This is a genomic window from Nocardioides sp. AE5, from assembly GCF_031844485.1.
Taxonomy (GTDB): Bacteria; Actinomycetota; Actinomycetes; order Propionibacteriales; family Nocardioidaceae; genus Nocardioides.
In genome coordinates, this window is record NZ_JAUZVI010000001.1 from 212,444 (window position 1) to 236,639 (window position 24,196).

Annotated in this window: 19 protein-coding genes, 2 tRNA genes and 1 other RNA gene; 15 read left to right on the forward strand and 7 right to left on the reverse strand. The window is 71.2% G+C overall.

Going from position 1 to position 24,196, the window contains the following annotated elements:
* Nucleotide 1 precedes the first annotated feature (1 nt).
* Entirely contained in the window at nt 2-4,027 is a 4,026-nt protein-coding gene (gene eccCa, locus Q9R27_RS00940) for a type VII secretion protein EccCa (protein WP_311250447.1), read from the reverse strand.
* Between the two features lie 126 nt (nt 4,028-4,153).
* On the opposite strand from eccCa, the gene Q9R27_RS00945 reads away from it, so the two are divergent.
* From Q9R27_RS00945 to Q9R27_RS00970, 6 genes are all read left to right on the forward strand, one after another.
* Entirely contained in the window at nt 4,154-5,509 is a 1,356-nt protein-coding gene (locus Q9R27_RS00945; RefSeq protein WP_311250448.1) for a hypothetical protein, read from the forward strand.
* A gap of 102 nt (nt 5,510-5,611) precedes the next feature.
* The gene (locus tag Q9R27_RS00950) at nt 5,612-5,962 is read left to right on the forward strand and encodes a WXG100 family type VII secretion target (RefSeq protein ID WP_311250449.1); all 351 of its coding nucleotides are present in this window, start codon (nt 5,612-5,614) and stop codon (nt 5,960-5,962) included.
* A gap of 42 nt (nt 5,963-6,004) precedes the next feature.
* A complete protein-coding gene (locus tag Q9R27_RS00955) occupies nt 6,005-6,295 on the forward strand; it encodes a WXG100 family type VII secretion target (RefSeq protein ID WP_311250450.1) in 291 nt (96 codons plus the stop codon).
* A 108-nt stretch (nt 6,296-6,403) separates the two neighbouring features.
* On the forward strand, nt 6,404-7,762 hold the full coding sequence (gene eccD, locus Q9R27_RS00960) for a type VII secretion integral membrane protein EccD (RefSeq protein WP_311250451.1): 1,359 nt from the start codon (nt 6,404-6,406) through the stop codon (nt 7,760-7,762).
* A 6-nt stretch (nt 7,763-7,768) separates the two neighbouring features.
* On the forward strand, nt 7,769-9,166 hold the full coding sequence (locus tag Q9R27_RS00965) for a type VII secretion protein EccB (RefSeq protein ID WP_311250452.1): 1,398 nt from the start codon (nt 7,769-7,771) through the stop codon (nt 9,164-9,166).
* Nucleotides 9,157-10,407: a S8 family serine peptidase gene (locus Q9R27_RS00970; protein ID WP_311250453.1), complete on the forward strand. Its 1,251-nt coding sequence runs from the start codon at nt 9,157-9,159 to the stop codon at nt 10,405-10,407. The genes Q9R27_RS00965 and Q9R27_RS00970 overlap by 10 nt, the downstream gene beginning before the upstream one ends.
* Before the next feature lie 143 nt (nt 10,408-10,550).
* Here Q9R27_RS00970 and Q9R27_RS00975 read toward each other — a convergent pair.
* Nucleotides 10,551-10,638, reverse strand: a tRNA-Ser gene (locus Q9R27_RS00975).
* A gap of 86 nt (nt 10,639-10,724) precedes the next feature.
* Here Q9R27_RS00975 and ffs point away from each other — a divergent pair.
* The 7 genes from ffs (at nt 10,725) to Q9R27_RS01010 (ending at nt 17,024) form a co-directional block, all read left to right on the forward strand.
* Nucleotides 10,725-10,815, forward strand: an RNA gene (ffs, locus tag Q9R27_RS00980) — signal recognition particle sRNA small type.
* Nucleotides 10,816-10,904: 89 nt separating this feature from the next.
* Nucleotides 10,905-13,046: a DNA polymerase III subunit gamma and tau gene (locus Q9R27_RS00985; protein WP_311250454.1), complete on the forward strand. Its 2,142-nt coding sequence runs from the start codon at nt 10,905-10,907 to the stop codon at nt 13,044-13,046.
* 15 nt (nt 13,047-13,061) lie between these two features.
* Nucleotides 13,062-13,451: a YbaB/EbfC family nucleoid-associated protein gene (locus tag Q9R27_RS00990; RefSeq protein WP_311250455.1), complete on the forward strand. Its 390-nt coding sequence runs from the start codon at nt 13,062-13,064 to the stop codon at nt 13,449-13,451.
* A 1-nt stretch (nt 13,452) separates the two neighbouring features.
* Nucleotides 13,453-14,052, forward strand: a complete 600-nt coding sequence (gene recR / locus Q9R27_RS00995) for a recombination mediator RecR (protein ID WP_311250456.1) — start codon at nt 13,453-13,455, stop codon at nt 14,050-14,052.
* Nucleotides 14,045-14,629 carry a DUF5063 domain-containing protein gene (locus Q9R27_RS01000; protein WP_311250457.1) on the forward strand — a complete coding sequence of 195 codons (585 nt, stop codon included), beginning with the start codon at nt 14,045-14,047 and terminating at the stop codon, nt 14,627-14,629. Before recR ends, Q9R27_RS01000 begins: the two co-directional genes overlap by 8 nt.
* Before the next feature lie 89 nt (nt 14,630-14,718).
* On the forward strand, nt 14,719-15,990 hold the full coding sequence (locus Q9R27_RS01005) for an aspartate kinase (RefSeq protein WP_311250458.1): 1,272 nt from the start codon (nt 14,719-14,721) through the stop codon (nt 15,988-15,990).
* Nucleotides 15,987-17,024 carry an aspartate-semialdehyde dehydrogenase gene (locus Q9R27_RS01010; protein WP_311250459.1) on the forward strand — a complete coding sequence of 346 codons (1,038 nt, stop codon included), beginning with the start codon at nt 15,987-15,989 and terminating at the stop codon, nt 17,022-17,024. The genes Q9R27_RS01005 and Q9R27_RS01010 overlap by 4 nt, the downstream gene beginning before the upstream one ends.
* A 174-nt stretch (nt 17,025-17,198) precedes the next feature.
* Here Q9R27_RS01010 and Q9R27_RS01015 read toward each other — a convergent pair whose 3' ends face one another.
* From Q9R27_RS01015 to Q9R27_RS01025, 3 genes are all read right to left on the reverse strand, one after another.
* Nucleotides 17,199-18,254, reverse strand: a complete 1,056-nt coding sequence (locus Q9R27_RS01015; RefSeq protein ID WP_311250460.1) for a hypothetical protein — start codon at nt 18,252-18,254, stop codon at nt 17,199-17,201.
* A 109-nt stretch (nt 18,255-18,363) separates the two neighbouring features.
* A tRNA-Pro gene (locus tag Q9R27_RS01020) sits at nt 18,364-18,437 on the reverse strand.
* Between the two features lie 130 nt (nt 18,438-18,567).
* On the reverse strand, nt 18,568-19,491 hold the full coding sequence (locus tag Q9R27_RS01025) for a metallophosphoesterase (RefSeq protein ID WP_311250461.1): 924 nt from the start codon (nt 19,489-19,491) through the stop codon (nt 18,568-18,570).
* Between the two features lie 26 nt (nt 19,492-19,517).
* On the opposite strand from Q9R27_RS01025, the gene Q9R27_RS01030 reads away from it, so the two are divergent.
* Nucleotides 19,518-19,979, forward strand: coding sequence for a GatB/YqeY domain-containing protein (locus tag Q9R27_RS01030; RefSeq protein WP_311250462.1), 462 nt, complete (start codon nt 19,518-19,520; stop codon nt 19,977-19,979).
* A gap of 34 nt (nt 19,980-20,013) precedes the next feature.
* Here Q9R27_RS01030 and Q9R27_RS01035 read toward each other — a convergent pair whose 3' ends face one another.
* A complete protein-coding gene (locus Q9R27_RS01035) occupies nt 20,014-22,488 on the reverse strand; it encodes a penicillin-binding protein (protein WP_311250463.1) in 2,475 nt (824 codons plus the stop codon).
* A gap of 215 nt (nt 22,489-22,703) precedes the next feature.
* Here Q9R27_RS01035 and Q9R27_RS01040 point away from each other — a divergent pair, with 215 nt between their 5' ends.
* Complete coding sequence (locus Q9R27_RS01040; RefSeq protein ID WP_311250464.1) at nt 22,704-22,994, forward strand: WhiB family transcriptional regulator; 291 nt, start codon at nt 22,704-22,706, stop codon at nt 22,992-22,994.
* Between the two features lie 17 nt (nt 22,995-23,011).
* Here the strand turns inward: Q9R27_RS01040 and Q9R27_RS01045 are convergent, their stop codons facing one another.
* A complete protein-coding gene (locus tag Q9R27_RS01045) occupies nt 23,012-24,196 on the reverse strand; it encodes an ArsA-related P-loop ATPase (protein WP_311250465.1) in 1,185 nt (394 codons plus the stop codon).

Below are 24,196 nucleotides of genomic sequence, written 5' to 3' on the forward strand. Positions count from 1 at the left end.
ATCAGGCGGTCGGTGCGCTCCAGGCGAGTTGCACCGTCTGTACGCCGGCATCCCGGGTGACCAGCCGGCCACGGCCGGGTGGCAACTGCTCGGGGCGCACGTTGCCCAGCAGGGCGCCCTCCTCGGGGTTGCCGGAGAGCATGATGCCGGGCATGGCCAGGTCGCGCAGGGCCTGGATCACCGGGTCATACAGCGCCCGCGAGGCGCCGCCCATCCGCCGGGTGACGACCAGGTGCATCCCGATGTCGCGGGCCTGGGCCAGCAGCGGCACCAGGGCATGCACGGGCGAGCCCTGCGCGGTGGCGACCAGGTCGTAGTCGTCGACCAGCACCCAGGCCTCCGCCCCCGTCCACCAGGACCGGTTGCGCAGTTGCTCGGGCGTCACGTCCGGGCCGGGCAACCGGTTGGTCAGGTAGTCGGCCAGGTCCTTGAACGCGGGCATCGCCTGGGTGGCGCTGGTCAGGTAGTCGAGGCGGTAGTCGTCCGGGATCTCCCCGAGCAGGGACCGGCGGTAGTCGACCGCGATGATCTGCGCCTGCTCCGGCGAGTGCACCCGCACGATCTCGGAGACCAGGGAGCGCAGCAGCGAACTCTTGCCGGACTGGCCATCGCCCAGCACCAGCAGGTGCGGCTCGGCATCGGCGTCGATTCCGACCGGTGCCAGTTCGCGCTCGTTGATCCCGAGCAGCAACTCGTGGGAGGGCTCGGCACGCTCGCGGACCTCGGCCAGGGTGATCTGGTCCGGCAGCAGGCGCACCTTGGGCCCGGCCGGTCCCGACCAGGCGGCGGCGGTGCGCCGGATGAGGTCCTCGACCCCGTCGCCGAGGCTGGCCGGATCCTGGTCGCCGTCGATGCGGGGCAGGGCAGCCAGGAAATGGTCGCGGCTGGGCACCAGCCCGCGACCGGGACGCCCGGCAGGCACCAGTTGGGCCACCTTCCGGTCGACCTCGGAGTCCAGCGGGTCGCCCAGGCGCAACTCCAGCCGGGTGCCGAAGGTGTCCCGGATCGCCGAGCGGAAGTCGGCCCAGCGGCCGGTCGCCACGACCAGGTGTACGCCGAAGGTGAGGCCGCGCTGGGCCAGGGCCTGCAGTTCGATCTCGATGTCGTCGAAGTCGGAACGGAGCGTGCTCCACCCGTCCACGACCAGGAAGACGTCGCCGTAACCGTCCCCGGGGCTGCCCTGGTTGCGCCGCATCCGGTAGGTCTCGATGGTGTCGATCCCGTTGGCGCGGAACCATGCCTCGCGCCGGTCGACCACGCCCCGCACCTCGGCCACGATCCGGCGTACGACATCGGGCTCCGAGCGGGTCGCGACCCCGGCCACGTGCGGCAGGTCGGCCAGCGGCGTGAAGGTGCCGCCACCGAAGTCGAGCACGAAGAACTGCGACTCCAGGGGCGTGGTCGTCATCGCCAGGCTGGTCACCATGGTCCGCAGCAACGTGCTCTTGCCCGAGCGCGGCGCCCCGACCACGGCGACGTGCCCGGCAGCGCCGCTGAGCGAGACGGTCAGGGTGTCGCGCCGCTGCTCCCGTGGCCGGTCGATGATGCCGACCGGGACGGTCAGGTCGCCCATCGCGCGCCACTGCGGCGAGTGCAGGCCCAGGTGCGGGTCGACGGCCAGGTCGGGCATCAGCGCATCGATCGTGGCCGGCAGGTCCAGCGGCGGCAGCCACACCTGGTGGGCGCCGGGGCCGATCCCGGCCATCCGGGCCACGGCCAGGTCCAGCAGGGAGTCCGCCTCGCCCTGGCCCGGTGTCGCGGCGCTGGGCTCCTCGGCCTTCTCCTCGCGGGCCTCGAACGCCTGCACCTCGGCAATGGTGAAGGGCAGGATGCCGCGCAGGTTGCCGCCCGCGTCGCGGCGGACCAGTTGGCGCCCGGTCGGCGGTCCGGAGACGTACGCCGCCTTGAATCGCACCAGTGAGGTCGGGTCCGGCTTGAGGTAGCCCAGGCCGGGAACGGCCGGGAGTTCATAGGCATCGGGCACGCCGAGCACGGCGCGCGACTCGACGGCCGAGAAGGTGCGCAGCCCGATCCGGTAGGACAGGTGCGCCTCGAGGCCGCGTAGCCGGCCTTCCTCCAGTCGCTGGCTGGCCAGGAGCAGGTGCAGGCCCAGCGAGCGACCCAGGCGGCCGATGGCGACGAACAGGTCGATGAACTCGGGCTTGGCGCTGAGCAGTTCGGAGAACTCGTCGACCACGATGAACAGCGACGGGATCGGCGGGAGGTTGGCGGCCTCCGGGTCGGTGGCCCGGGCCCGCTCGTAGTCGCGGACCGAGGCGTGGTTGCCGGACGAGCGCAGCAACTCCTGGCGGCGCACCATCTCGCCGGAGAGCGCGTCCTGCATCCGGTCGACCAAGGTCAGTTCCTCGGCCAGGTTGGTGATCACCGCGGAGACGTGCGGCATCGACGACATCCCGGCAAAGGTCGCCCCGCCCTTGAAGTCGACCAGCACCATGTTGAGTTGGTCGGGGGGGTGGGTCATCGCCAGCCCGAGGACCAAGGTGCGCAGGAACTCCGACTTGCCGGAGCCGGTGGCACCGATCACCAGTCCGTGCGGCCCCATGCCCTGCTGGGCGGATTCCTTGAGGTCGAGGTGGACCGGTGAGCCGTTGTCGGCGTTGCCGATCGGCACCCGCAGCCGGTCACGGGCCGGTCGCGGTCGCCAGGCCCGGCTCGCCTCGAAGCTGTGTACGTCGCCCAGGCCGAGCAGGTCCATGAAGTCACTGGCAGCCGCCTCGGCGCCGTTGCCGGAGCCGACGCCGACGGTGCTCAGCGGGGAGAGGCGGCGGGCGAACGCCTCGGCCGTGGCCAGGTCGACCTGGTCGGCGAGGCCGGGCATCGGCTCGTGGCGCAGGCGCTGCACCGTCACCGGGCACTTGCCGTCGACCAGGGCCGGAGCGCCGGGAGCGCCCGGAGCGCCGGGGGCGGGTGTGCTGAGGTCGAGGCGGAGTCGGGTCGGGTCATCCAGGACGTCCCAGCGCTCCGGCAGGTCGACCAGGGTGACGCCGTGCAGCCCGTCCGGAGGGATGACGTGGTTGCCCGGCGGCAACCGGCCACCGTCGATGACCAGGATGATGTGCGGCAGGGCGGGACCCTCGTCAGCGCCGAAGCGCGGGCGCTCCGGGAGGTCCTCGGGAAGCATCGCGCCGAGGTCGTCCAGCGAGGTGGTCACCATCCGGCGGGCGCCGACGGCGTCGCCCTCGCGGCCACTGAGCGCATGCGGCAACCACTTCAGCCAGTCCCACTGCGCCAGGTGGTCGTCGCGGCACAGCACCGCGACGGCGACCTGCTCGGGCGAATGGCTGGCGGTGGCGGAGCAGATGAGGGCGCGGGCCAGGGCACGGGCCCGGTCACCGGGGCCGGTCACCTCGATCCGGTCGACGGCGGCCAGGTCGATCGAGGCGGGCAGGCCCTGCTGGGTCCGGTGCACGGCCAGCAGGCGGTGCAGTGCCGACGCCGATGCCGGATCGGTGGCCGTGTTCGCCTGCGCCTCCGGCGGTACCAGTTCCAGGGAGAGCGGTTGCGCGCTCAGCCCGATCCGCACGTGCAGCCAGGCATCATCGGTGGCGGTGCGCTCCCACAGCCGGGTCCGGTCCTCGGCGAGCGACGGCAGCGCGTCGGGGTCGGGGTGGAGCCAGGTCAACGCAGCCCGCTGCTGGGCAGCGGCCTCGCGGGCCAGGCGACGTACGGCGGCCAGGTGGCGCAGGTACTCGGTGCGTGAACCGGCCACCTGCTGCTGGCGCTGGCGGCGCTGCCGGTCGACCTGCACCCCGATGAAGCCGACCATGGCCAGGACGAAGAGGCCGGCAGCGATCAGGCGGCGACTGTTGTCGGCCCCGCTGAGGCTGGCCACCATCACGATCGCGCCCACCGAGGCGAGCATCGGGATCGCCATCATCATCGCGTTTCCGGCACCTTCGTGCGCGCGCAACTCGGGCGGCGCCTGGATGCTGATCCGGCCCACCGGGACCCGGGGTGCCTCCAGCCGGGTGCCCTCGTGCTGGGATGTGTTGCGGAGCGCGGTCACGCATCCCCCTGCCTGGTCGGTGCTTGTCTGGTCCGAGTGTCCGTGCCGACGATTCCCGGATGATCCTAGACGCCAGTGCCGACACGACGTACTAACCTTCGCTCCATCGGGTGAAGGGAGCCTGTCGTGTCAGCAGTCGCGTCACCGGCGACGACCGAGACCGTGGTGCTGAGCATCCACGGGCCCTCGGGCGCGATCGACCTGGTCGTCCCCCGCGGCGTGCGCCTCTCCGACATCTCCGTGGAATACGCGCTGCGCGCCCGCCTGTACGCCGCCCCGCGACTGCATCGCCTCGACGGCGGCACCCTGCTGCCCAACCAGACGGTCGCCGAGGCCGGCCTCGCCCCGGGCACCGTCCTGGTCGCCTCCTGGGTCGACCCGGACCCGCAGCCCGCTCCGCTGCCGGCACGACAGCCCGACCCGGTGACCCCCGGCGTGACGGGGATCCTCTTCGCCGGGGCGGGCATGCTCGGGGCACTGGCCGGCTGGCTGGGCGCCACCCTGGAGCAGGGCACGACGTACGTCGTCACCATCGCGCTGCTGGCCGGTGCCGCACTCTTCGGCGTACTCCCGACCGGCAGGCTGCAGGGCCCACGGACCGCGACGGCACCCGCCTTCGGGGCGGCCGCGGCCTTCGCCCTGGTCGCACCGGACGCCGACCTGCTGACCGGTGTGGCCGTCGCCGCGCTCGTCGGCGCCGCCACGGCCGCAGTGGCCCGGGCCCTGGGCGGCGGGCAACCAACGGTGCAGGCGGTCTGGATGGTCGGCGGTTGCGCCGTCTTCGTCGTCGCCGGTGTCCCCGTGCTGGCCGGGGCCGACCCGGGGGTGGCCTGGACGCTGCTGGTGGTGCTCGGTGTCCTCGCCGCACGGTGGGTGCCGAACCTTGCCGTCGACGTCGCCGATGGCGCGCTGCTCGAGGTCGACCGGCTCGCCGCCAACGCTTGGTCAGCCCGCGAGGCCCCTCGCGCGCCGGAGCCGCGCCAGTGCGACGCCGGCCTGGCCGAGGCCGTCCTGCGCCGGGGCCGCCGGATCGTGGAGGCCACCGCACTCGGCGTCCTGCCCGTCACCGTCGGCGCGGCCGTGGCACTGCTCGGTGGCGCCAGCATCGACGTCGACCTGGTCGGGGCACGGGCCCTGGTCGGCCTGGCCGGGGCAGCGCTGTTGCTCGCTGCCCGCAACCAGCGCCACGCCCGGGCGCGTGCCGCGCTGCGGACCAGCGGCGTCCTGCTCTGGGCCGTGCTGGCGATCGAACTGGCCGCGCAGGCCGCGCCGTGGCACCTGGCCGTCACCTCCGGGGTGGCGCTGCTGCTCGGCGTACTCGTCGTCGGGATCGCGATCGCGACCGGCCACGGGTGGCGATCGGTGGCCTGGTCGCGCTGGGCCGAGGTCGCCGAGACGGTCGCCACGGCGCTCGTGGTGGCCGCCGCAGTGGTCTCCAGCGGCCTCTTCCGTGCCGTCTGGGAGCTCCCGTTCGGGGGCTGATCCTGCGCCTCGTCGAGGCGCCTGTGGATAACTCGAAGTCGTAGTTTTCCGCCCTTCGCCCCGGGCACGAGTCCGGTGCCGGAGCCGACTGGTTCCGGGCACATGACGAAGGAGGAACACCCGATGGCGACATCCGGTTCCGGCCACGCAGTGGCCGATGCCGTCCTCACCGAGGCGGCACGCGACATCACCACCACCAAGCAGGAGATCGACAGTGAGATCACCGCCCTGCGCCACCAGCTCGAGGAGCTCAACTCCGCCTGGCTCGGCCTGGGTGGAGCGGCCTTCCGCCGCGCCATCGTGCACTGGGAGGGCACCGCTGCCGGGGTGATCTCGGCGATGGACACCTTCCATGACTCACTGGTCAGCTCCGAGGCGACGTACCACGAGACCGAGGACGTGGTCGCAGCGCGACTCAACAAGTACGCCGCCCTCGGCGGCGTCCCGGCATGACCCGACAACACGGCACGGACCAACAACAGGAGGAGAACCACGATGGGTGAGATCAGGGTCGGCTATGCGGCGCTCGACACGGCCGCGGCCAACATCGCCGCCAAGGCAGCAGCGATCGAGAACGCGCTCGGAGCGATGGAGCAGCGGATGGTCGCCCGCTCCGGCAGTTGGACGGGTGCGGCTTCGGCGTCGTTCACCGAGTCCCGCGTCCGCTGGGAGGCATCGATGCAGCAGATGAAGAACGTGCTGGCCGACATCGGTTCCGCGGTCGGTCACTCCAATGCCGAATACCGCGCTGCCGAGGCACGCAACGCGGCCCGATTCGGCGGGTGAGTCGCTGAGCAGCGGATCGCACCGGCCACGACGGTAGGCTGAGGACGCGGCGGGGCCTCCCCGCCGCGTCTCTCGTGGAAGCACACCGAAGCAGTGAACGGGGAGCACATGTCCCAAGCCGCGACACCAGCCAGTACCTCGGGGTTGGTCAGGGTCACGGTTGCCTCCGGCGCCCGCCGGGTCGACCTGGTCCTGCCGGGCTCGGTCCCGGTGGCCGAACTGGTCCCCGAACTGGCCCGCAGCGTCGGGCTCCTGGACGCCGCCACGGTGCACGCCGGCTATCGGGTGATCACCGGTGACGGGCGCCGCCTGACCGGAGATGCCGGTCTGACGATCCAGGGCGTCGAGGACGGCGGCCTGCTCACCGTCGCCGCCGGTGTCGACGAGGAACAGCCGCGCGTCTACGACGACGTGGTGGAGGCGATGGCCGACGCCGTGGAGCGCGACCTGGCCCCGTGGCAACCCGCCGCGGGACGACGTACGGCGCTGGTCGCGGCCGGACTCTTCCTCGTGCTCGGTGCGGCCGCACTGTTGCTGCAGCGTGGGACCACCCTGGCCGGCGTCGCGGCAAGCGCGATCGCGGTGCTGCTGGTGGTGGGCGCCATCGTGCTCGGCCATGTGCAGCGCGAGCGGGAGGCGTCGCTGTGCCTGGCCTGGCTCGGCGCGGCGTACGGCGCAACAGCGGGCGTGCTGCTGACCCACCAGGTGGACTCCGCCGGACTGGTCCTGGCCGCCACCGGCGCCGGTGCCGCAGCGGCCGGGGTCCTGGCGCTGGTCGGCCTGCTCGACGGACGCGCCCTGGTGCTGCCCACCATCGTGGTCGGTGCCGTCCTCGGTGCGGTCGGCCTCCTGGTCCACGCCACCGAGGTGGAGATCGCGCCGACGCTTGCGGTGGTCCTGGTGGCCGTGGTCATCGTCGGCTCCGTGCTGCCGTGGCTGGCGCTCGCCTTCACCCGCACCCGTGTCGAGCAACTGCACTCCGCGGCCGACATCGACCGGGCGCCGGCGCCGATCGAGGCCGAAGCGGTGCGCCGTGATGCCACCGTCGGCCACGAGATCCTGCTCGGCGTGACGGCCACCGTCGGCACGTTGCTGGTGCTGGTCGCGCCGTGGGTGGTCTCGCTCGGCCTGGCCGGCGCCCAGCTCTGCGTGGCCGCCAGCGTGGTCGTGATGCTGCGGACCCGGCAATACCGCTCCGGTTCCGAAGTGCTGGCTGGTTTGCTGGCCGGGGTGCTCGCCCTGGTCTCCACGGCTGCCGCGGTCCTGGTGCTGCACCCTGACTGGCGCCCCGGCCTGGCGGTGGCACTGGCCGCAACCGGCGCCGTACTGCTGGTGGCCACCGCGCTGCCGAACCCCGTCTCGGTGCGCCGCAGCCGTCTCGGCGACCTGGTCGAGACCGCGGCGCTGGTCGCGCTGGTGCCGCTGCTCCTGGTCGCCGTCGGCCTCTTCGCCAGGCTGGGTGGGTGAGGACCGGTGTCCTCCAAGCGCGACCTGGTCGAGGCGCACGCCTTCAGTCGGCGGCGCCTGGTCACCGCCTTCACCAGCGGCGCGCCCGGCGGGCGTGAGGTGGAACCGGCCCGCCCCGGCCGGGCGGTTGTCGCCGGGCTGGCGCTCGGCGTGCTGTTGCTCGCCGGAGCAGCGCTGGCCAGCATCTTCGCCGGCCGTTCCCCGGCGGACTGGAAGGACCCGGGGATCGTCATCTCCCAGGAGAACGGCAACCATTACGTGGTGCTGGCCGAGGGCGAGCCGCTGCAACCCGTGCTCAACCCGGTCTCGGCCCGGCTGCTGATGGGACAGGTCGAGGCGAAGAGCGTGCGCCAGGAGGACATCAGCAAGGAACCGCTGGGGCCGCGGATCGGCATCTATGACGCACCGACCAACCTGGCCGGGCCAGAGTTGATCCGCAACACCGGCTGGACCGGATGTACGACGGCGACCGGCGCCACCCGGATCCACATCGGCGACCATCCCCGGGCGAGCGCCTTGGCCGAGGGAGCCTTCCTGGCCCGGACCGGCGAGGGTGACCGTGCGACGTACCACCTGGTGGTGCCGGCTGGCGACGGCAAGGGCGGCTGGGTCCGCCTGGCGATGGGCGACCAGGCTGCGGCCGAGCGGTTGATCTCCGACCTGGGCCTGGACGGCGCGGTGCCGCACCAGGTGAGCGCGACCTGGCTCAACCTCTTCCCCAAGGGGCCCGACCTGGCGTTGGCCAGTTTCGGCATTCCTGCCGGTGATGACCCGGTCCCGTACGCCGACCAGATGGGGTCGGGCGACTTCCGCAACGGTGACCTGGTGGTCAACGAGAACTCGGGCCAGGTCTATGTGCTGGGTCCCGAGGCGCCGATGCTGCTCGACGACTTCGCACGCGCCGTCTATGAGGTCGTCTCCGGCTTCGAGGGCGACCCGTTGCCGATTTCCGGAAAGTCGGGCAACCGGATCGAGGCGCTCGCGGCGTGGCCCGCCGACGTGCCGCGGCGGATCGACGCCGAGGAGGCATGTGCCGTCCTCGACGCCGCGCCGGACCGGGCCGCCCGCGTCGTGCTGGCCACCGACCCGGCCGAGGCGGAGAGCGCCGCGGACCTGCCGCCGGGAACGGTGGAGATGAGCGTCCAGCCGGGCTATGGCGCCTATGTGAATGTGGGCCAGCACGGTGACGCGACCGGTGGTACCCCGGTCCTGGTGGACATGGACGCCCGCCGCTACCGCCTCGGTGGACCGCAGGGGCAGACCGCCGAACTGCTCGGCCTCTCCCAGGTGCGCCCGCCCACCGTCCCGGATGCGTGGACCGAGGGATTCGGCTGTGGCCCGGAACTCTCCCAGGCGGCGGCGCGGCGGATGCCGGATCCGCAGGCGATGGCGCGATGCGACTGAGGCGCACCGGTCCCGCGCTGGCGCTGGCGCTGGTAGCCTCCTGCCTGGCGTTGACCGCGACGGCGGCCCATGCCGAGGAACCCACGTGTGTGCGCGGCACCCCGGCGGCCGGCACCCAACCCACCGAGGGCGACCCGTCCGACGACGTCGACCCGACCCTGGTCGCGCTGCGCCTGGACGAGGTGCACCGCATCGCCACCGGCGCCGGGGTGGGCATCGCGGTGATCGACTCCGGGATCGCTGCCTCCCCGTCGTTGCGGCTCGGTGAGGGCCGTGACTTCGCCTCCGGTTCCATCGTCGACGGGCACGGCACCGTGGTTGCCGGGCTGATCAGCGGCGCCGCCCCGGCGACCGGCATCGCGCCCGGGGCGACGCTGTACGACGTACGCGTGGTCTCCGGCAGGCCGGGTGACGGCGCGGCGCCGACCGGCGCGAACCCCGACGTGGTGGCCGCGGCCGTCCGGTGGGCGATCGCCAACCGGGACCAGCCGATCGACGTCATCCACCTCTCCGTCGGCTTCGCCGAACCGCATGCCGGCCTGGCCGACGCGATCCGCGAGGCAGTGGCTGCGGGCTTGGTCGTGGTGGCCCCGGCGGGGGACCGCCCGGCGACGGTCCCGGGTGGTGGAGCGCTGGAGGGACAGGGCACGGGGAGTGAGGCGGAAGCCGGGCCGCCCGCGGCACCTGACGACGTACTCTTCCCGGCGAGCATGCCCGAGGTGCTGGCCGTGACCGCCCGTGACGCGGAACTGGCGATGTCGACCTCGGCGCTGCTGCTCGGCCCGGGTGTCGACGTCTCGGCGCCGGTGGTCGGGATGCGTTCGGTGATGCTGGCTGGCCTGCCGTGTCGCGTCGATGTGCCCACCTCGACCTGGGCCGCGGCGAGTGTCAGCGGGTTGGTGGCGCTGCTGCTGGAACAGGACCCGTCGTTGACGCCGGCCCAGGTCCGCACCCGGATCGCGGTCACTGCGCAGGGCGGACTGGCGGACGTGGCCACCGACGGTCATGGGATGGTGCAGCCACTCGAGGCGCTGACCCGGGTCCTGGACATCGCCGCCGACGGGACGCTGGACACCACGCGGTCCACCGGCTCCTCGGAGTATGTGGCCGCGACACCGCAGGCGCCCGACGGCGGCCACGCCGGACGCGGCGGCCCACTGCTGTGGTGGGCCCTGGGCGCCGGGGGAGTGCTGGTGCTGGCCCTGGTGCTGCGGCCGGTGCTGGCCGGGCGCCGCGCCTGAGCGCCGGCCGCAATCGCGCACATGCACCCGAACGGCCCTGAAATCCGGCGTTCCGGGGCCGATCGGGTGCACGTGCACCGTTGCGGGCTGGTTCAAAGGCGCCAGAACGAACGATTGCCCCGGCCGGAGCCGGGGCAATCAGATGGCGGAGGTAGGGGGATTCGAACCCCCGAGGGCGTTAACCCAACCCGCTTTCCAAGCGAGCGCCATAGGCCACTAGGCGATACCTCCGCGCAGGAGGCTACCTGCTCGGGCGCGGCCCGAGGAAATCAGTGCCGACTTTGGCCGTCGTACGCCGCTCGCCTAGACTCCTCGCCAACCCCCCGTGCGGCGGCATCTCGCTGAACTCCCCCAGGGCCGGAAGGCAGCAAGGGCAGGTGAGCTCTGTCGGGTGCACGGGGGGCCTCTTCCATTTCGTACGCCGTCGCGCGGCGTTCCGGGGTGCCGGATGAGTCCGCGGTGATCGTGTGTCGGGACGGGTGGCTAGTGTTCAGGGCGTGGAAGCACCCCTCGCCCTCTATCGCCGCTACCGGCCCGAGACGTTCGCCGAGGTCATCGGCCAGGAACACGTCACGGAGCCGTTGCGGGCTGCCCTGGCGAACAACCGGGTCAACCATGCCTATCTCTTCTCGGGCCCGCGTGGTTGCGGCAAGACCACCTCGGCGCGGATCCTGGCCCGGGCGCTGAACTGCGAGCAGGCACCGATCGCGGACCCTTGCGGTGAGTGCGAGTCGTGCCGCGACCTGGCGCGTGGCGGTCCCGGCTCGATCGACGTGATCGAGATCGACGCCGCCTCGCACGGTGGTGTCGACGACGCCCGTGACCTGCGCGAGAAGGCGTTCTTCGCGCCGGTGAAGAGCCGCTACAAGGTCTACATCATCGACGAGGCACACATGGTCTCGCCGCAGGGGTTCAACGCCCTGCTGAAGCTGGTCGAGGAACCCCCGCCGCACCTGCGGTTCATCTTCGCCACCACCGAGCCGGAGAAGGTCATCCCGACGATCCGCTCGCGCACCCACCACTACCCGTTCCGGCTGATCCCGCCGCGGCTGCTCTCCAGCTATCTGGCCGACCTGTGCGAGAAGGAGGGCGTCGCCATCGAGCCGGCCGCCCTTCCGCTGGTGGTCCGGGCCGGGGGTGGTTCGGCGCGCGACACGATGTCGGTGCTGGACCAGTTGCTCGGCGGCGCCGGCCCCGAGGGCGTCACCCACGCGCTCGCCACCGGGCTGCTTGGCTACACCCCTGATTCGCTGCTCGACGAGGTGGTGGACGCGTTTGCCGCCGGCGACGGTGCCTCGGTCTTCGGCGTCGTGGACAAGGTGATCGAGACCGGGCAGGACCCGCGCCGCTTCACCGAGGACCTGCTGCGCCGGCTCCGTGACCTGGTCATCGTCGGCGCCGTCCCGGACGCCTCCACGTCCGGGCTGATCGACGTCGGTGAGGACCTGGCCGAGCGGCTCACCGCCCAGGCCGCGCGCTTCGGCGTACCGGGGCTGAGCCGTGCTGCCGACCTCTTCGCCACCGGGCTCACCGAGATGCGTGGCGCCACCGCTCCGCGGCTGTTGCTGGAGCTGATCTGCGCCCGGGTGCTGCTGCCCGCGGCGGATGATTCCACCGACGGGCTGATGGTCCGCCTGGACCGGCTGGAGCGACGACTGTCGGTCACCGGGGTGCCCACTTCTGATGCTCCCTCGCCGCGGCTGGAGGCGGCGCAGACGGTCACCGTCACCGCGCCTGCCCAGGCAGCACCTGCCCCGGCTGCACAGGCATCGGCGCCCCAGGCTCCGGCGGCACCCACCCAGCCCGCGCCTGCGCCCGCTGCTCAGGCGCCGGAGGCACCTGCCCAGCCCGCACCTGAACAGCCCGCGCCTGCCCAGTCCGCGCCAAGCGCCCCCGCGGCGCAGCCGCAGGCCCCTGCGCCGCAGGCGCCCGCAGCGGCCGGTGGGCTCGGCCTGGCCGACGTACGCCGGCTCTGGCCCGACATCGTCGAAGCCACCAAGCTCAAGCGCCGGGTGACCTGGATCCACCTCACCCAGCACGCCCAGGTCGTGGCCGTCGACGAGAAGACGCTGACCCTGGGCTTCCAGAACGCCGGCGCGCGCGAGTCGTTCGTCGGAGGCGGCAGCCCCGAGATCGTCCGCCAGGCCGCCATCGACGTGGTCGGCACCGACTGGGTCGTCGAGGCCATCGTCGACCCGGGCGCCCAGGCTGGCGGCGGCGCCCCGGCCCAGCCGGCGCAGGTGCCGCGGCGCGCCGAGGCGGCTCCCGCGGCGCAGCCCGCTCCCGACCCGCAGCAACCGGCGGCCCATGCCCCGGCCGCTCCTGCCGGCGCACCCCCCGGTGCACCTTCCGAGCCGCCGCCGTGGGCGACGGACGACCAGCCGCCGCCCGAGCCTCCGCCGGAGTCGGCCGTGGCGCCGGAACCCGCCCCGTCGCGGGCGATCGATGCCGCCCGCGAGGCCATCGCTCCGACCCGCACCGGCCCGGTGGCGCCCGCCGCACCCGCGCCGGACAGCGCCTCGGCCGATGCCGACGTGGACCGCGACGACCCGGAGATGGAGGATGCCCAGATCAGCTCGACCGAGCTGCTCCAGCGCACCCTCGGTGCGCAGATCATCGAAGAGATCAAGCATGACTGAGCGAGAGGTAGCACCATGACCCAGAACCCGTTCGGCGGCGAGGGCGGCTTCGACATGAACGCCCTGCTCCAGCAGGCCCAGCAGATGCAGGAACAGCTGATGGGCGCCCAGGCCCGGCTGGCCGAGGCCGAGGTGGAGGGCACCGTGGCCGGGGGCGCGGTGACGGTGAAGCTCTCGGGCGCCGGCGACCTGCTCGGCGTGGACATCAAGGCGGGTGGCTTCGACGGCAACGACGCCGACGACCTCTCCGACCTGGGCGACATGATCGTGGCCGCCTGGCGCGACGCCAAGGGCCGGGCAGACGCCCTGGCCGCCGAGACCCTCGGCCCCCTCGCCGGTGGACTGGGCGGCGGCGGCCTGGGCGGCGGGCTCCCGGGTGGCGGGCTGCCCGGGGCCGGGATCTGAGTTGTACGAAGGAATCGTCCAGGACCTGATCGACGAACTCGGTCAGCTCCCCGGCGTGGGCCCCAAGAGCGCCCAGCGGATCGCCTTCCACCTGCTCCAGGCCGAGCCCACCGACGTACGCCGGCTGGCCGAGGTCCTGATCAAGGTGAAGGACCGGGTCAAGTTCTGCTCGGTCTGCTTCAACGTCTCCGAGGACGAGCAGTGCCGGATCTGCCGCGACCCGCGTCGCGACCCGTCGGTGATCTGCGTGGTCGAGGAATACAAGGACGTCGTCGCGATCGAACGGACCCGCGAGTTCCGGGGGCGCTACCACGTCCTGGGCGGTGCGATCTCGCCGATCGATGGCATCGGACCGGACCAGTTGCGGATCCGCGAACTGATGGTCCGCCTGGCCGACGGACAGGTCACCGAGGTCATCCTGGCCACCGACCCGAACCTCGAGGGGGAGGCCACAGCGACGTTCCTCACGCGGAATTTGCGCCCCTTGGGGTTGCGCGTGACGCGTTTGGCAAGTGGACTGCCTGTGGGTGGTGACCTGGAGTACGCCGATGAGGTCACCCTCGGACGGGCATTCGCCGGGAGGAGATCCGCAGATGACTGAGACAAGGCTCGAGCCGGGGCTGGAGGAGTTCGCCCAGCAGATCGCCGACCAGGTGGAGAGCTTCCTGCTCGCCCTGCAGGCGATCACCCGTGAGCAGGACGGCAGCCGGGCCGTGTCCCTGCTGCTGCTCGAGGTCTCCCAGGTGCTCCTGGCCGGCGCCCGGCTCGGCGTACAGGAGGACTTCGCCACGGTCGAGGAGTTCCAGCCCGACGCCGGGCCCGATCCCGACCTGGACGAGATGCGGCTGCGCCTGGCCCGGATGCTCGACGGGGTAGACATGTATGCGGAGGTCTTCGACACCTACGGCGAGCCGGAGGTGGTCACCTCGATGCTCTCCGACGACCTGTCCAGCATCGCCACGGCGCTGGCCCACGGGCTGCGCCACTTCCGCGCCGGACGGGTCGACGAGGCGCTGTGGTGGTGGCAGTTCTCCTACGTCTCCAGCTGGGGGAGCGAGGCATCGGCGGTGTTGCGGGCGCTCCAGTCGATCGTCACCCACGACCGGCTCGACACCGACTTCGACCTCGAGCAGGAGCAGGTTGCGCTGGCCGATGAGATGCTCGACGGGGCACCCTGACGGCTGCCGGTAGGATTTGGCCTTGACGTGGCCCCCGCGCGCTCGCGCGGTCGGGTCGAAGCCAAAGCTATTACCGTGAGGACATTGACGTGGGCATTGTCGTGCAGAAGTACGGCGGCTCCTCCGTGGCTGACGCGACCGGCATCAAGCGGGTCGCCCAGCGCATCGTCGCGACCCGCAAGGCCGGCAACGACGTGGTCGTGGTGGTCTCCGCGATGGGCGACACCACCGACGAGCTGCGCGACCTCGCCGAGCAGGTGAGCCCGCTCCCGCCGCCGCGTGAGATGGACATGCTGCTCACCGCCGGGGAGCGGATCTCGATGGCGCTGGTGGCGATGGCGATCGCCCAGCTCGGTCACGAGGCGCGCTCCTTCACCGGCTCCCAGGCCGGGGTGATCACCGACTCCGCGCACGGCAAGGCCAAGATCATCGACATCACTCCGGGGCGCATCGAGAAGGCGATCGCCGAGGGCGCGATCGCGATCGTGGCCGGTTTCCAGGGCGTCTCCCAGGACACCAAGGACGTGACCACGCTGGGGCGGGGTGCCTCCGACACCACGGCAGTGGCGCTGGCTGCCGCGCTGGGTGCCGACGTCTGCGAGATCTACAGCGATGTCGACGGTGTCTTCACTGCCGACCCGCGGATCGTCCCGGCCGCGCGCAAGCTCGACAGCATCTCCGCCGAGGAGATGCTGGAGATGGCCGCGTCCGGCGCCAAGATCCTCCACCTGCGGTGCGTGGAATACGCCCGCCGCTACAACATGCCCATCCACGTGCGCTCCTCCTTCTCCCAGAAGGAGGGCACGTGGGTCTATCCCGACAGCGAAGCGGAGAGCACCATGGAGAACGCGATCATCTCCGGCGTGGCCCACGACCGGAGCCAGGCCAAGATCACGGTGGTCGGCGTGCCCGACAAGGTCGGCGAGGCCGCCCGGATCTTCAGCACCCTGGCCGACACCGGCGCCAACATCGACATGGTGGTGCAGAACGTCTCCGCAGCCGCCACGGTGCGCACCGACATCTCCTTCACGCTGTCCCGCGAGGACGGCCCGGCGGCCATGGAGGCCCTGGCGAAGGTCCAGGACGAGGTCGGCTTCGCCGAACTGCTCTATGACGACCAGATCGGCAAGGTCTCCCTGATCGGCGCGGGGATGAAGTCCGAGCCCGGCATCACCGCCAAGTTCTTCGCCGCACTGGCCTCGGCCGGCGTCAACATCGAGATGATCTCCACCTCGGAGATCCGGCTCTCGGTGATCGTCGACACCGCCGACATCGAGTCCGCGGTCCAGGCCGCCCACACCGCCTTCGACCTGGACGCCGAAGAGGTCGAGGCCGTTGTCTACGGGGGGACGGGACGATGAGCCGCCCGGTCCGCCTCGGCATCGTCGGCGCCACCGGCCAGGTGGGCGACGCCATGCGACGCATCCTCGCCGAGCGCAACTTCCCGCTCGAGTCGATCAGGTTCCTCGCCTCCGCCCGCTCCGCCGGCAAGACCCTGCCCTGGGGCGACGGTGAGATCACCGTAGAGGACGCCGCGACTGCGGACGTCTCCAACCTCGACATTGCGCTCTTCTCCGCCGGTGGTGCCACCTCGAAGGCGCTGGCCGAGAAGTACGCCGCAGCAGGCGTGATCGTGGTCGACAACTCGTCTGCCTGGCGGATGGACCCCGACGTGCCGCTGGTCGTCTCCGAGGTCAACCCGGAGGCGATCAAGGACGCCCGCAAGGGCATCATCGCCAACCCGAACTGCACCACGATGGCGGCGATGCCGGTGCTCAAGCCGCTGCACGACGAGGCCGGGCTCACCCGCCTGGTGGTCTCGACGTACCAGGCGGTCTCCGGTTCGGGGATCTCCGGTGTCGAGGAGCTGGCCACCCAGGTCGAGGCCGCAGGCAACGCGCGCAGCCTGGCCACCGACGGTTCGTCGGTCGAGTTCCCCGCCCCGGTGAACTATGTGCGTCCGATCGCCTACAACGTCGTCCCGGTGGCCGGCTCAATCGTCGACGACGGCCTCAACGAGACCGACGAGGAGAAGAAGTTGCGCAACGAGTCGCGCAAGATCCTCGGCATCGAGGACCTGCGTGTCTCGGGACTGTGCGTGCGGGTGCCGGTCTTCTCCGGCCACTCGCTGGCGATCAATGCCGAGTTCGAGCGGCCGCTGCCGGTCGAGCGGGCGGCTGAGTTGCTCGCCACTGCCGAGGGCGTCGAACTCAGCGAGGTCCCGAACCCGCAGCAGGCTGCCGGCAAGGACCCGTCGTACGTCGGACGCCTGCGCACCGACCCGGGCGTCGACGACGACCGTGGCCTGGCGCTCTTCGTCAGCAACGACAACCTGCGCAAGGGTGCCGCGCTGAACACGGTCCAGATCGCCGAACTGGTCGCCGCCACCCTCTGACCGGCCGCGCCGCCGACCCAGTTGTAACGCCGCGCCGTCGACCCAGCTGTAACGCGGGGTTATCGTCGCTGGAGTACTGCTGCGACGCGCCGATTCGTCAACACCACCGCACAAGTGGGGGCAACAGCACCGCACAAGTGACCGGCGGTGCTGCGCGGAGTCGGGAGCGCGGTGCTACTCGGGGACGACTTCCTCGTCCTCGAAGAGCGTCGTCAGCCACTGCGAGGCCACGTAGGTGATCACGGCGACGATCGGGATCACCACCGCCATCCACGGGCTGAACAGGACCCGGATCAAGAAGAGCAGCGCGATCACTGCCAGCAGGCCGACGGCCAGGAAGCTCGTGCTGGTCGGGTCGGTCACCTTCCACGCCCCGAGTAGGGCGCTACCGAGCGCGACCAAGGTGATCATGATCGCGATCAGCAGGAAGAAGCCCGGGGTGCCACAACTGCTGGTCCCCTTGACCGCCTCGCACCCGCGCAGCGACCCGAAGGTCAGTGCAACGGCGAGGATCCCGATGATCAGGCCGGTCACGGCTGCCGCGGTGCGGGCGGCCAGCGGCGGCAGCTGGGGCATCGCCGGGAGCTTGAACTCGCGCTTGGGGCGCGGCTCCTTGGGCGCGACTTCCTCTGCATCCTGGTCGTCGGCGACGTCTTCGTCCGTCTCCTCGTCGAAGATCGTGACGGGGGCGTCCTCAGGCGTGGTTGCTGGTGCCACGGGGGCCGGTGCCTTGGCCGCCGGTGCCTTGGCTGCTGGCGCAGGCTTGGCAGCAACCTCGTCCTCGGCGACCGACTCCGGCTCGACCGGCTTGGCTGGTGCATCCTCGACCACGACGGGGGGCTCGGCGTCGGGGACCTGGCTCGGCTCGTCGACCGGCGGGACGATCACCGTGGGTTCCGCCTCGGCGGCCGGCGCTTCCTGCCGGGCAGCGGGCGCTGGCTTCTCCGCGGCGACTGGCTTCGGCTTCTCCTGCGGTGCCGGTGCCGGCTCCTTCGCAGGGTTGCTCGCGGCAGGGGCAGGGGCGCTCTTCGCCGGTACGTCGTCCGGTGCGGGTTCGGCCTTCTTGCCGCGGACGACTGCGTCGAAGTCCTCAGCAGTGGGCCGCTTCGACTTCTCGGAGCGGCTCGACTTCCCCTTGGACTTGCCCTTCTCCTTGGTCTTGCGCTGGAAGAGGCTGCCCAGCGAGGGCATCTCCAGGGAGGGGCCGTCCTCAAGATCCTTGTCTGCCATGCGGGAGAGTTTGCCATGTCACACCGATGGGACGGCAAAGCGACCGGGTCGTGCACCTCTGCGCAAATGCCGACTGCCGGACCCATTGCTGGATCCGGCAGTCACATTGTCGGGCTGACAGGATTTGAACCTGCGGCCTCTTCGTCCCGAACGAAGCGCGCTACCAAGCTGCGCCACAGCCCGATCGTGGGCACGAGGCCCACGAGCAGGGTGAGCATACCCGAGCCCTACCAGCGTCCCGAAATCGCCCCTGGTGCCCTGCCAGCAGCCGTCGAGTCGGCGTCAATTGACGCCGACTCGACGCGCAGGAGCGTCAACTCGTGCCGCCTCGACGGGGGAGCAGGCGCAGCAAGGTGGCCTCGGGGCGGCACGCCACGCGCAGCCGGACATACGGGTTGGTGCCCAGGCCCGCGGAGACGTGGAGCCACGACGACGCAGGATCGCCGGGAGCAGAACTAGCCGGGTGGCGGTGCAGGCCCTTCGCCCGGGCCGGCTCCAGGTCGCAGTTGGTGGCCAGCGCACCGACGAACGGCAGGCAGACCTGGCCGCCGTGGGTGTGGCCGGCCACGATCGTCTCCCAGCCATCGGCCGCGAACTGGTCCAGGACCCGCAGGTACGGCGCGTGGGCCACCGCCATCCTCACGTCCGCATCCCGCGGCGCAGGGCCCGCCACCGCAGGAAGGTCGTCGTACCCGAGGTGGGGGTCGTCGACGCCGACAAAGGCGAAACGAGTGCCGCCCAGCGCCAGCCCACCACCACGGTTGGTCAGGTCGAGCCAGCCGGCCCCGGTGAAGCCGTCGCGCAAGGTCCGCCAGGGCAACTGCGGCGTCCCGACATGGCGTACGCCGTCGTCGGGCATCAGGTACTTGAACGGGTTGCGCGCCGACGGCTCGAAGTAGTCGTTCGAACCCATCACGAAGACCCCCGGGACGTCCAGGAGCCCGCCCAGCGAGTCCAGCAGCACGGGCACCGCATCACGGTGGGCGAGGTTGTCGCCGGTGTTGATCACCAGGTCCGGGCGCAGGTCGGCCAGGCTGCGCAACCAGCGCTGCTTCTTGTGCTGGTCCGGAGTCAGGTGGATGTCGCTGAGGTGGAGCACCCGCAACGGGGCATGGCCGTCGGGAAGCACCGGCAGGTCGACGCGGCGCAGCGTGTAGGCGCGTGCCTCAGCGGCGGCGTACCCGGTCAGCGCAGCACCGGCGAGCACGCCTGCGGCCAGAAACCGGGTGAGGACCATGGCCCAAGGCTGCCACAATGGGATCCATGAGTGCTCTCAAGGACCGTCTCCGCGCCGACCTCACCACCGCCATCAAGGCCCGCGACGAGGTCCGCTCCTCGACCCTGCGGATGCTGCTGGCCGCCATCACCAACGCCGAGGTGGCCGGGAAGTCGCCGGTCCAGCTGAGCGACGACGACGTGATCGGGGTGCTCTCCACCGAGGCGAAGAAGCGCCGCGAGGCCGCGACCGCGTTCGCCGACGGCGGCCGCGACGAGATGGCGGCCAAGGAACGCGCCGAGCTGGGCGTGATCGAGGACTACCTGCCGGCACAGCTCAGCGCCGAGGAGATCACCGAGATCGTCACCCGTGCGGTCGAGGAGACCGGCGCGGCCGGTGAGGGCATGCGCGCCATGGGCAAGGTGATGGGCGTGGTCCAGCCCCAGGTCAAGGGCAAGGCCGACGGCGGCGTCGTCGCGGCCGAGGTACGCCGCCAACTGGCCGGCTGAGGTAGCCGACGGGGCATCGGTCGCAGGTCACGCCTCAGCGGCCGCCGCCACCGCCACCGCCACCGTTGCCTCCGCCGCCACGGTTGCCGCCACCACGGTTGCCCCGGCCACGGTCCCGGTTGTCGTCATCGTCGCCGGGTGGTGAGGGCGACGCGTCATCGTCGTCGCCGGCATCATCGTCATCCTCGTCGTCGTCCGAGGGCGGCGGCGGCGGAGGCGTCCCGGTGGAGGTGTAGATCGTGATCACCGAGCCGGAGGGGGCATTGCCACCACCGCTGGGGTTGGTGAACGCCACCGCGCCACGGCGATAACCGCTGGCGCGCTGCCCGCCGACCTGGACCTTGAAGCCAGCCTCCTCCAGCGCCTTGCGGGCCGCGTCCACGCTCTGCCCGTTGACGTTCGGGACCGCCTTCGGGATGCCGGTGATGTCCGTCGGGTCGGGCTTGACGAAGTCCTCGTCGTCGAGCCACTGCTCCACCGCCTTGAACGCGTCGCCCCACATCGGCCCGGCCGTGCCGGAACCGGAAGCGCTGTACAGCGTCCGGCCGCCCACCTTCTTGCCGATCAGGGACGACGGGCTGCCATTGGAGTTCGCGCCGGCGATCATCGATGCCCCGGACAGGTTGGGGGTGTAGCCGACGAACCACACCGAGTTCGCCGAGTTGGTGGTCCCGGTCTTGCCGGCTGAGGGCTGCCTCGGCTGGATGTTGTTGGAGTGGCCGAACCCGCCGGGCTCGTTGACGCCACGGAGTACGTCGTTGACGGCGTCGGCGACCGAGGCGGCAAGCACCTGCTGGCACTGCGGCTCGTACTCCTTGACCAGGGTGCCGCGGATGTCTTCGATGGTGGTCACCGGACGCGAGTCGCAGTGGAGTCCGCGCCCCGCGAACGTCGCATACGCCTCGGCCATCTCCAGCGGGGTCGCATCCGCGACGCCCAGGGTGAAGTTGGGCACGAGCTCGGCCGCGCCGCCCTCGTCGCCGTTCGGGTTCGTCAGGTTGACGCCGAGTTCCTGGGCCAGCTGGAACGGCTTGCACATGCCGGTCATCTGCTCGAGCTGGATGAAGAAGGTGTTCACCGAGAGCCGCGTCCCGGTGTAGAGGTCCATGACCCCTGACCGGGTCGAGTTCGGCACAGAGAAGGTGCCCGAGCCATAGCGGTCGCCCTCGCAGGTCTCGAAGTCGCGCTCGTTGAACCGCATCGGGGAGGGCGAGTTGATCCGGGTGTTCAGCGGGATCTTCTGGTTGATTGCCTCGGCCAGCACGAAGACCTTGAAGGTGGACCCGGCCTGGAACCCACGCGCGCCGCCGACCTCCTTGGGCACCGTGTAGTTGATGAAGGTCTCGCCCTTCTCCTTGTCCGTGCCCATCGGGCGTGACTGGGCCAGGGCCTTCACCGCGCCGGTGCGGGGCTCCACCAGCGCCAGCGCGCCGACCGCCTGCTCATCGGCGTACACGCGCTTGGCGACCGATTCGTCCGCCGCCTCCTGGAAGCGCAGGTCGATCGTGGTGTGGATGGTCAGGCCGCCCGTGGTGATCAGCTTGGTCCGCTCGTCGCGAGTCTCGCCGAGCGCCGGGTCAGCCTTGAGGTAGTTGATCACGTAGTCGCAGAAGAAGGGCGCGGGGGAGAAGAGGCAGCCGTTCCGGTTCGGCGTGATCTTCAGGCCCAGCGCCTGGTCCTTGACCTCGTTGGCGTCCTGGACGCTGACCACCTGGAGTTGCGCCATCCGGTCGAGCACGATGTTGCGTCGCGCCAGCGCCCGGTCCGGGAAGGTGGTCGGGTCATAACCGACCGGGTTCTTCACCAGGCCAGCCAGGGTGGCCGACTCACGCAGGTCGAGGTCGGCGGCATCCTTGCTGAAGTAGTGCTCGGCGGCTGCCTGTACGCCGTACACCCCGTCGCCGAAGTAGGCCAGGTTCAGGTAGCGCTCCAGGATCCAGTCCTTGGAGTAGTTCTTCTCGAAGCCGATCGCGTACTTCAACTCGCGGATCTTGCGGGCGAAGGTCTCCTCCTGCGCCGCGCGCCGCTCCTCGTCGGTCTTGGCCTGGCTGAGCAGGGTGAGCTTGACCATCTGCTGGGTGATCGAGGAGCCACCCTGGCGGGTCTCCCCGGAGGCCTGGTTGGTCACGAAGGCACGCAGGGTCCCCTTCACATCCAGGGCGCCGTGTTCATAGAAGCGGTAGTCCTCGATCGCCAGGATCGCCTGGCGCATCGTCCTGGAGACCTCCGTGAGCGGGACGTTGACCCGGTTCTCCTCATAGAGGGTCGCCAGCAGCGTGCCGTCCGAGGCCAGGATCGTGGTCCGCTGCGGCAGGGCCTCGGTCTCCAGCTCGTCGGGCAACTCGTTGAGCGAGTCGGCGACACTGCTGGCGGTCAGGCCCACCACGGCGGCGAAGGGGATCGCCAGACCGGCGGTGACGATGCCGAGGATCGCCGCAACGGCCACCATCGATCCGAGGTGTGAGAGGACCGTGGCGGCGCGGGAAGTCTCTCCAGAGTTGTCTGGCATGCCCCTCAGGGTACGTGAAACATGTACGCCGCTCCCCATCCAGTTGAACCAGGGACTAGTCCTTTCGGACTATGCAGATAGACCGGAAAGGTCCTGTTGCGACGGTGCTGGTGGTGTCTACGGTGTCCGTGTGGGGATTGGCCCGTGGGGGGTTCAACCCAGAGGGCGGAGCCATTTCCCGGCGCCGCCCGTCTCGGATGGATGTGGGGACATCAATGTTTGACCAGGATTGGACGGCCGGCGCTGCCTGCAGCAAGGCCCAGGCCGATGAGTTGTTCGTTCGCGGAGCCGAGCAGAACAAGGCCAAGTCGATCTGCATGTCGTGCGCGGTGCGCACCGAATGCCTCGCCGAGGCGCTCGAGAACCAGATCGAGTGGGGCGTGTGGGGCGGCATGACCGAGCGTGAGCGGCGGGCGCTGCTGCGTCGCAAGCCGGGCGGTTCGTGGCGCAGCGTGCTCGAGTCGGCCAAGGCCGAGCACAAGGACGGCGTCGCCGCCATCGCCTGATCGGGCTGGCCCAGCCCTCAGCGAGCGCTCTTCCCGGCGAGCAGGTCGCCGACCCGGCGCAGGCCGTCGAGGTCGTGGACGTCGCTGGGTAGCGCCGGCACCACGGCCGTGGCCACCCCCGGGTGGGCGGCCGTGAACCGGTCGCGGAGCAGTTGCTCGCGCTCGACGATCCGGACCCGGTCCGCGTGCAGGTGCAGCAGCCCGGGCGTGATCCCTGCGTCGCTGTTGCGGCGCCGGAGCCGCTCGGCCGCGGCCATCGCCTCGTCGGCGCCCAGGTCGCTGGCCGGCTTGGTCGAGGCACGGTTGACGACCAGTCCCGCCAGCGGCATGTGCTCGCCACTGAGGCGTTCCACGAAGTACGCCGCCTCGCGCAGCGCGTCCGGCTCCGGCGCGGCCACGACGAGGAACGCCGTACCGTCGGCCTGGAGCAGTTCGAAGGTCTGCTGTGCACGCTGCCGGAAGCCGCCGAAGAGGGTGTCGAAGGCGGTGACGAACATCTGCAGGTCCTGCAGCACGGTGGCGCCGATGATCTTGGTGACCGCCTTGGTCATCAGCGAGAAACCGACGCCCATCAACTTGGCCGGCCCACGCGCGGGTGCCAGCAGCAGGCGGATGAACTTGCCGTCCAGGAAGCTGCTCAGCCGCTCCGGGGCATCGAGGAAGTCCAGCGCCGAGCGAGACGGCGGGGTGTCCACGACGATCAGGTCATAGGTGCCCTCGGCGCGGGCGTCACGGTGGAGCTGGCCGAGCTTCTCCATCGCCATGTATTCCTGGGTGCCGGCGAACGAACTCGACAGCGCGACGTAGAAGGGGTTCTCCAGGATTGCCTTCGCCTTCTCCGGGCTGGCCTGGGACTCGACCACCTCGTCGAAGGTGCGCTTCATGTCGAGCATCATCGCGTCCAGCGAACCGGTCCCGGCGGCGATGCCCGTCACCGGGCGCGGGGTGTTGTCCAGCGCCTCGATCCCCATCGACTGGGCCAGCCGGCGGGCCGGGTCGATGGTCAGTACGACGACCTTCCGGCCGCGCTCGGCCGCCCGCAGCGCCAGTGCCGCGGAGGTGGTGGTCTTGCCGACCCCGCCCGAGCCGCAGCAGACGATGATCTCGGTGGCGGGGTCGTCCAGCAACGCATCCACGTCCAGCGCCGGTGCGGGTGCCGGGGTCGTGGCCAGGGGGCCGACGCGGGTTGTCCTCGTGCTCAT

Coding starts and splice junctions, on each gene's coding strand:
- Q9R27_RS01035 (WP_311250463.1), bottom strand. CDS start 22,488: ATGCCAGACAACTCTGGAGAGACTTCCCGCGCCGCCACGGTCCTCTCA.
- Q9R27_RS01030 (WP_311250462.1), top strand. CDS start 19,518: ATGAGTGCTCTCAAGGACCGTCTCCGCGCCGACCTCACCACCGCCATC.
- eccD (WP_311250451.1), top strand. CDS start 6,404: ATGTCCCAAGCCGCGACACCAGCCAGTACCTCGGGGTTGGTCAGGGTC.
- Q9R27_RS00990 (WP_311250455.1), top strand. CDS start 13,062: ATGACCCAGAACCCGTTCGGCGGCGAGGGCGGCTTCGACATGAACGCC.
- Q9R27_RS01010 (WP_311250459.1), top strand. CDS start 15,987: ATGAGCCGCCCGGTCCGCCTCGGCATCGTCGGCGCCACCGGCCAGGTG.
- Q9R27_RS00955 (WP_311250450.1), top strand. CDS start 6,005: ATGGGTGAGATCAGGGTCGGCTATGCGGCGCTCGACACGGCCGCGGCC.
- Q9R27_RS00950 (WP_311250449.1), top strand. CDS start 5,612: ATGACGAAGGAGGAACACCCGATGGCGACATCCGGTTCCGGCCACGCA.
- Q9R27_RS01015 (WP_311250460.1), bottom strand. CDS start 18,254: ATGGCAGACAAGGATCTTGAGGACGGCCCCTCCCTGGAGATGCCCTCG.
- Q9R27_RS01000 (WP_311250457.1), top strand. CDS start 14,045: ATGACTGAGACAAGGCTCGAGCCGGGGCTGGAGGAGTTCGCCCAGCAG.
- Q9R27_RS01045 (WP_311250465.1), bottom strand. CDS start 24,196: ATGAGCACGAGGACAACCCGCGTCGGCCCCCTGGCCACGACCCCGGCA.
- Q9R27_RS00970 (WP_311250453.1), top strand. CDS start 9,157: ATGCGACTGAGGCGCACCGGTCCCGCGCTGGCGCTGGCGCTGGTAGCC.
- Q9R27_RS01025 (WP_311250461.1), bottom strand. CDS start 19,491: ATGGTCCTCACCCGGTTTCTGGCCGCAGGCGTGCTCGCCGGTGCTGCG.
- Q9R27_RS01040 (WP_311250464.1), top strand. CDS start 22,704: ATGTTTGACCAGGATTGGACGGCCGGCGCTGCCTGCAGCAAGGCCCAG.